8 protein-coding genes and 2 tRNA genes are annotated in these 6,316 nt (G+C 62.9%); 8 read left to right on the top strand and 2 right to left on the bottom strand.

Annotation, left to right across the window (positions count from 1 at the left end; genetic code table 11):
* The 5 genes from EI28_RS12100 to EI28_RS12080 all read left to right on the top strand — a co-directional run.
* Positions 1-381 (top strand): 30S ribosomal protein S24e (locus tag EI28_RS12100; RefSeq protein ID WP_369792308.1); only part of this gene is annotated, 381 nt, incomplete at its 5' end.
* A 3-nt stretch (positions 382-384) separates the two neighbouring features.
* Positions 385-537 carry a 30S ribosomal protein S27ae gene (locus tag EI28_RS12095; protein ID WP_048115155.1) on the top strand — a complete coding sequence of 51 codons (153 nt, stop codon included), beginning with the start codon at positions 385-387 and terminating at the stop codon, positions 535-537.
* Between the two features lie 79 nt (positions 538-616).
* Positions 617-2,200 carry a bifunctional N(6)-L-threonylcarbamoyladenine synthase/serine/threonine protein kinase gene (locus EI28_RS12090; protein ID WP_048115153.1) on the top strand — a complete coding sequence of 528 codons (1,584 nt, stop codon included), beginning with the start codon at positions 617-619 and terminating at the stop codon, positions 2,198-2,200.
* A complete protein-coding gene (rdgB, locus tag EI28_RS12085) occupies positions 2,197-2,775 on the top strand; it encodes an RdgB/HAM1 family non-canonical purine NTP pyrophosphatase (protein ID WP_048115150.1) in 579 nt (192 codons plus the stop codon). Before EI28_RS12090 ends, rdgB begins: the two co-directional genes overlap by 4 nt.
* Positions 2,776-2,803: 28 nt before the next feature.
* Positions 2,804-2,950, top strand: a complete 147-nt coding sequence (locus EI28_RS12080) for a 50S ribosomal protein L40e (RefSeq protein WP_048115147.1) — start codon at positions 2,804-2,806, stop codon at positions 2,948-2,950.
* A 65-nt stretch (positions 2,951-3,015) separates the two neighbouring features.
* On the opposite strand, the gene EI28_RS12075 is transcribed toward EI28_RS12080, so the two are convergent.
* Both EI28_RS12075 and EI28_RS12070 read right to left on the bottom strand, forming a co-directional pair.
* The gene (locus EI28_RS12075) at positions 3,016-3,666 is read right to left on the bottom strand and encodes a putative phosphothreonine lyase domain-containg protein (RefSeq protein ID WP_048115143.1); all 651 of its coding nucleotides are present in this window, start codon (positions 3,664-3,666) and stop codon (positions 3,016-3,018) included.
* A gap of 43 nt (positions 3,667-3,709) precedes the next feature.
* Complete coding sequence (locus EI28_RS12070) at positions 3,710-4,474, bottom strand: sulfide-dependent adenosine diphosphate thiazole synthase (protein WP_048115141.1); 765 nt, start codon at positions 4,472-4,474, stop codon at positions 3,710-3,712.
* A gap of 140 nt (positions 4,475-4,614) precedes the next feature.
* Between EI28_RS12070 and htpX the strand changes: the two genes are divergently transcribed.
* The 3 genes from htpX (at position 4,615) to EI28_RS12055 (ending at position 5,728) form a co-directional block, all read left to right on the top strand.
* Positions 4,615-5,508, top strand: a complete 894-nt coding sequence (htpX, locus tag EI28_RS12065; protein WP_048115137.1) for a zinc metalloprotease HtpX — start codon at positions 4,615-4,617, stop codon at positions 5,506-5,508.
* A 73-nt stretch (positions 5,509-5,581) separates the two neighbouring features.
* Positions 5,582-5,652 (top strand) — tRNA-Gly (locus EI28_RS12060).
* Positions 5,653-5,654: 2 nt separating this feature from the next.
* A tRNA-Val gene (locus tag EI28_RS12055) sits at positions 5,655-5,728 on the top strand.
* The last annotated feature ends 588 nt before the right edge of the window (positions 5,729-6,316 follow it).

The raw sequence follows: 6,316 nt of genomic DNA, 5'->3' as shown, positions 1-6,316 counted from the left end.
GAAGGCGGGAGGCAGGTGCACCGGAACGACCCCGACCTCCCATCCCAGAGTATAAATAAACGCCCCAACAATATTTTAGGGATATCGATGGACTTCGAAATTACCCGTGATGTGAGGAATGAGTTGTTGAAGAGGAGAGAGCTCGAGTTTACTCTCACCTTCGACGGAGCGACGCCTTCTCGCAAGAGCATTCAGGAGAAGCTCGCCGCACTGCAGAACAAGGATGAGAACCTCCTCGTGCTGGATCTGGAGAGAACCCGGTTCGGGAAGATGGAACTCTTCGGCCGTGCCCGGATCTACGACGACGAGGAGACCAAGAAGTCGACCGAGCGGGAGTACCTGCTCAAGCGCGGCGAGCCGAAGGCGGAGAGCGAGGCGTAACGCATGGTCAAGAGATACGAGTGCTACGAAGTCAAGGGCGATACGGCGGTCCTGCAGAAGCGGCACTGCCCCCGGTGCGGCCCCGGCGTGCTGATGGCCGAGCACAAGGACCGGGTAGCCTGCGGCAAGTGCGGCTACACTGAATTCCAGAAGTAGATCCTCACCCGGATACAAGATACGGACGCGGCAACGGCCGCGACCGGCCTTTTTCTCGTAACGGAGCGATACCTGTTTTATGCCTGATATGATGCCCGACGACGGGCTGGTGCTGGGGCTCGAAGGAACTGCGTGGAACCTCAGTGCCGCTCTCTTCGGGGACGACCTGGTCGCCCTCCATTCGGCGCCGTATGTGCCGCCGAAGGGCGGGATCCACCCCCGGGAGGCCGCGCAGCATCACGCCTCGGCAATGAAGGAGGTCGTCTCCCGGGTGCTCACGGAGCCGGAGCGGATCCGGGCGGTCGCCTTCTCCCAGGGACCGGGGCTCGGGCCGTCGCTGCGGACGGTGGCGACCGCCGCACGCGCCCTCTCGATCGCCCTCGGCGTCCCGCTCGTCGGCGTCAACCATTGCGTGGCGCACGTCGAGATCGGGAGGTGGGCGACCGGGTTTTCCGACCCGATCGTTCTCTATGCAAGCGGCGCGAACACGCAGGTGCTCGGTTTCTTAAACGGCCGCTACCGGATATTCGGGGAGACGCTGGATATCGGGCTCGGGAACGGGCTCGACAAGTTCGCCCGGAGCCACGACCTTCCGCACCCGGGCGGGCCCGCCATCGAGAGGCTTGCGCGCGAAGGTGACTACATCGAGCTCCCCTACACGGTGAAGGGGATGGATCTCGCTTTCTCGGGGCTCGTAAGCGCCGCCCAGGAGAGCAACGCGCCGCTCGAGGACGTCTGCTCCGGTCTGCAGGAGACGGCGTTCGCGATGTGCGTCGAGGTGACGGAGCGCGCGCTCGCCCACGCGGGCAAGAACGAGGTGCTGCTGGTCGGCGGGGTCGGCGCGAACGGGCGGCTGCAGGAGATGCTTGGGGTGATGTGCGAGGAGCGGGGGGCGGCGTTCGCCGTTCCCGAGCGGACATACCTCGGCGACAACGGCGCGATGATCGCCTACACGGGCAAGATCATGCTGGAGCACGGTGTCGTCCTCCCCCTTGAAGAGTCGCAGATCCGCCCCGGTTACCGGGCGGACGAGGTGGAGGTCGCCTGGCGGACGGAACCCGGCGAGGTATTTTCTATCGGGCCGCACGAGGGCGGCGTTGCCCGCGGCGCGGAGGCGGTCGTGGAGATCGGTGAGGAGGACGTCGTCAAGCGCCGGACAAGCAAGCGCTACCGCAACCCGGCTCTCGACCGGCGGCTGATCGCGGAGCGGACCCGGGCGGAGGCGCGCCTGATCGCGACGGCGCGGCGGGCGGGCGTCCCGACCCCGGTGATCCGCGACATCACCGCGGACACGATCGTGATGGAGCGCGTTCGTGGCGAGGTGCTGAAGTACGTCGCCGCGCCGGAGACGATCCGGCTCGCGGGCGAGGCGGTCGGGCGGCTGCACGGGACGGGGATCGTCCACGGCGACCTGACGACGAGCAACATGATCGTCCGCGACGGCCAGTGCGTCCTTATCGACTTCGGGCTTTCATCGACGTCGTCCGAGATCGAGAGCCGCGGGGTCGACCTCCACGTCTTCTTCCAGACGCTCGAGAGCACGACGGAGAACTTCGAGGACCTGAAAGAGGCCTTCGTGAAGGGCTACGCGGGCGTCTTCCCGGGGGCGGGCGAGGTTCTCGCCCGGGAGCACGAGGTCGAACTGCGGGGGCGGTACCTGTGAAGGTCGCGGTGGTGACGAGCAACGCCAACAAGGCGCGGGAGGTGGCGGCCTACTTTGCGGGGGTGCTCACGGTCGAGCACGTCGTGCTGGAGTGCCCGGAGTTCCGTCACGCCGACGTGGGAGAGATCGCCCGCGGGAAGGCAGAGTTCGCCTACAGGACGCTCTCCCGGCCGCTGATCGTCGACGACACCGGGCTCTTCGTCGACGCGCTCGGCGGGTTCCCGGGGCCGTACGCCGCCTACGTCCACGACACCATCGGCAACGCCGGGATCCTGAGACTCATGGAAGGCGCGGAGGAGAGGAGCGCCCGCTTCGAGACGGCGATCGCGTTCGCGCGCGAGGACGGCATCCGGGTCTTCCGGGGAATCCTGCCCGGGACAATCGTCGCCCCCCGGGGAGAGGAAGGGTTCGGCTACGACCCGATCTTCGAGTACGAGGGGCGTACGCTCGCCGAGATCCCGCTCGCCGAGAAGAGCAGGATCTCTCACCGGGCACGGGCGCTCGAGGCGTTCCGCGCCTGGGTCGAGCGGGAGGCCGGAGACGACAGAACTGTTAATATGAGCAAGAACGAATAGTACCCAACTGACAAGTGGTGTTTTTAACATGGCGAGATTTCCCGAAGCTGAAGCACGTCTGCTCAACGTAAAGATCTGTATGAAATGCAACGCCCGGAACGCAATCCGCGCGACCAGCTGCCGAAAGTGCGGTTCGGACGAACTCCGCGCCAAGTCCAGGGAACGGAAGGCGTAACGCCGCTCGTCCGGGCCCCGGCATACTCTTTTTTTTGCGCGGTTTACGGATGAGCGCCCGGTTCTTCAGGCGCTGTAATAGGTGACTTTTCTGCCCTCTTCGCTGTACTCGCCCCGGTAGGTCTCGATGTTGCGCTTGTAGCCGATCCGTTCCTCAAATCCGAGTTCGCGGAGCCGTTCGCGAACCCGCATCACGTCGGCCTCGTCCGCCCAGTCCCGGGTGTAGACGTAGATGACCGAGCGCTCGTCGCGCGAGTCCGGGTTCGGTTTGGCGGTGCTGACCTTCGCGGATATCCCGAGAGTCCCCTTCACCGTTTCGTCCCGAACCTCCCGCCACGCCTCGTCCACTTTTTCGGCAGCGACGAATATGAGCCATTTCCCCACCTGGTCGTCGTCGAGACCTCTCTCAGAGGGCCCGGGGGCATCCTGGACGATCCAGTACATCCGGGTTGTCTTCGAGGGGAGGACTCCTTCGCCCTCCCTGAGGGGTGCATAGATTGCATCGATCCCGCCGAATCGGCGGAGGAGGGCTTCTGCGAGCTCGGGGTAGTCCTCTTCGAACCGCCCGAAGATCTCGCGGACATCGGCCTCAAAATCAGCTCCCTGCTCGACGAGTTCGAACAGGTACGGGCCGCGGAGACGGATCTCGCGATTGAGGTAGACCTCAAAGATCCCATACGCGACCCCGGCCAGGGTCTCCGGATCGATCTCTTCCATACCTAATGGTAACCGCCGGGAGAGTAAAAAGAATTTTGAAGTGTTACCGGCCGAGCCTTTCTGCAACGAGCTCCGCGGCACGCTCCCCGGAGAGCAGCATCCCGCCGAATATCGGCCCCATGCGGCACTCCCCGGCAACGGCGTTCGCCGCCATCCCGGTGACAAAGAGGCCGGGGAAGACCTCTTTCGTGTGGGCGAGGATCTGTGACTCGGCACGCTCGGCCCACATGAAACTCTCGCCCTTCACCTTGAGCGCGCCGCCTTTCTTCTCGACCATCCGGGCAATCATGGCGTCGTGGCCGGTGGCATCCACGGTGCAGGTGCAGGCCATGGTGAGCGGGTCGACGTGCAGCCCGGCCATATCGACCGGCGTCCAGTTGACGACGAGGCCGCCGACTCTCCCGTTGCCCCGGATCATGATGTCCTCGACGGTGGTGAGGTTGAAGAACTCGACCCCGGCGTCGCAGGCGGCTGCGGTGAGCTTCGCGACCGCTTCGACCGATTTCGCGACATAGTAGCCCTCTTCGAACGCTTTGTAGGCGATACCGAACCGGTCGAGGAGCCGCCGTGCCTCTTCCTGGACGACGATCCGGGGAAACATCATCCCGCCGCCCCACATGCCGCCGCCGATACTGAGCTTCTTCTCGATGAGTGCGCACTTAACACCCTTCTCGCCGAGGAGCGCGGCGCAGGCGAGCCCTGAGGGGCCCCCGCCTATGACGGCGGCGTCCATCTCGAGGTGGTCGATGAGCGCCCGGTGCTGCTCCTCGAGAATGGCCCTGCTGATGGTCACTTCGTTCAGCGTCATCCGATTCTTATCTATGGCACCGGAGAGAGATAAGAGCACTGGCGCGTGTGGGGAAAACGCACCGGATCGCGGTTCAAGCAGAAGCAACCGGGGAGAGTGGCACAGACCTTAATAGCGATCCTGCACAATATGTTTCTATCATGAAGTGGACGCGCGACTTCGGTCTCACTATGAGGATGTTTCTCACGTCATTCCTGCTCCTCATAGTCTACCTGATCTTCCTGGGCGTCCTTTCCGCCCTGGGATTCCCCTTTGAGTTCCTCCTGCTGGTGGCCGCCGGGATGGCGTTCCTCCAGTTCTTCTTCTCCGATAAGCTGGTGCTCTGGAGCACCAGCACCCGGATCGTCGAAGAGGACGAGTACCCGGAGTTGCACCGGATGATCGAGAGCCTCGCCACGAGAGCGGGCCTCCCGAAACCGAGGGTAGGGATCATGACCTCCCCGGTTCCGAACGCGTTCGCGACCGGGCGCAGCCCGAAGAACGCCGTCGTGGCGGTCACCGACTCGATCATGCGGACGCTCAACCGCGAGGAACTCGAAGCGGTGCTCGCCCACGAGATGTCGCACGTGAAGAACCGGGACATGCTGACCCTGACGATGGCGAGTTTCATATCGATGCTCGCCTTCCTGATCATGCGCAACTGGTTTTTCATGGCTCTCTTCGGCGGTGGCGGCGGCAACCGCGACAACAACATGGGCGCGCTGATCCTGGTCTACATCGTCTCGATCCTCGTCTGGGTCCTGAGCACCCTGCTCACCCGTGCGCTCTCCCGCTACCGGGAGTTCGCCGCGGACCGGGGCAGCGCCGAACTGACGGAGAATCCCCGGGCGCTGATATCGGCGCTCCAGAAGATCAGCGGGCGGATGGACTACGTCCCCGCCGAGAAGAAACAGGAAGTAGAGGGCGCAAACGCCTTCTTCATCATCCCCGCCCTCTCGGGAAACACCCTGATGGAGCTCTTCTCCACGCACCCGCCGCTGGAGAAGCGGGTGGCCGCCCTCGAGGAGCTGCAGGCGCAGCGGCGCGGGTATTAAACCCGCCCCGGCTCCTCGCCCACCCAATATTTAATATTCAGCGCGGTCTATCTATGTAGGCAGATCGTGCGTTGCATCGATGGTCTAGTGGTATGACTTTGGCCTTCCAAGCCAATAGCCCGGGTTCAATTCCCGGTCGATGCATGGGGCTCGTGGTCTAGCTGGTTATGACGTCGCCTTCACACGGCGGAGGTCTCGAGTTCGAATCTCGACGAGCCCACTCGTTTTTGGGGAAACGATCACAATCGTGACCCGAACCTCCCTTTCCGCATCTTTTGTCCGGCGTTCGGTGAGTCAGGGGACATTCGTAACGTTGTTTTTCAGAAAATCATTCGCTTTCTGACTCAGGGTAATGTACCGCGTAACGCGGCTTTACTCAGATTTCGTGTCTTTTGTCATTTTCTCCCATCTCCGTTTTCTTTTCTCTTATGACCATGTTCGGCCATTTATGACCATAATTTCGGGTATGCCAAACACTCGGTGTAGGGGGCTTTAAAGAGGTGGCATCGAGGTCATCCCAAAAAGATCTCCGAACCTTCGGTATACCCTAATCAGAGCCCTTAATTCTCAGGTATCCGCCATCTGAGCCACATCCTGAGCCAGGAGGGTGAAACGGCATTCCATAGGGCACCGCCATTCGGGGAGTGCGACTGGCCAAAGGGCAGGAGCATGAGAAGAACGAAGTTCTTCAAGGATCCGGGGAGGTGCGACCGAAGGGAGCTTGACCACCGTCAGGTGCGAAGTGCGAGTGTAGCGAGTATGAGAAGCCATCAGGCTTCGAAGGGGGTGTCCCCCTCCCGGTAACAGC

This window comes from Methanoculleus sp. MH98A (assembly GCF_000691865.1).
Classification (GTDB): Archaea; Halobacteriota; Methanomicrobia; order Methanomicrobiales; family Methanoculleaceae; genus Methanoculleus.
Note: the sequence above shows the minus strand (reverse complement) of the source record. Positions and strands in the feature narration are given on the sequence as shown.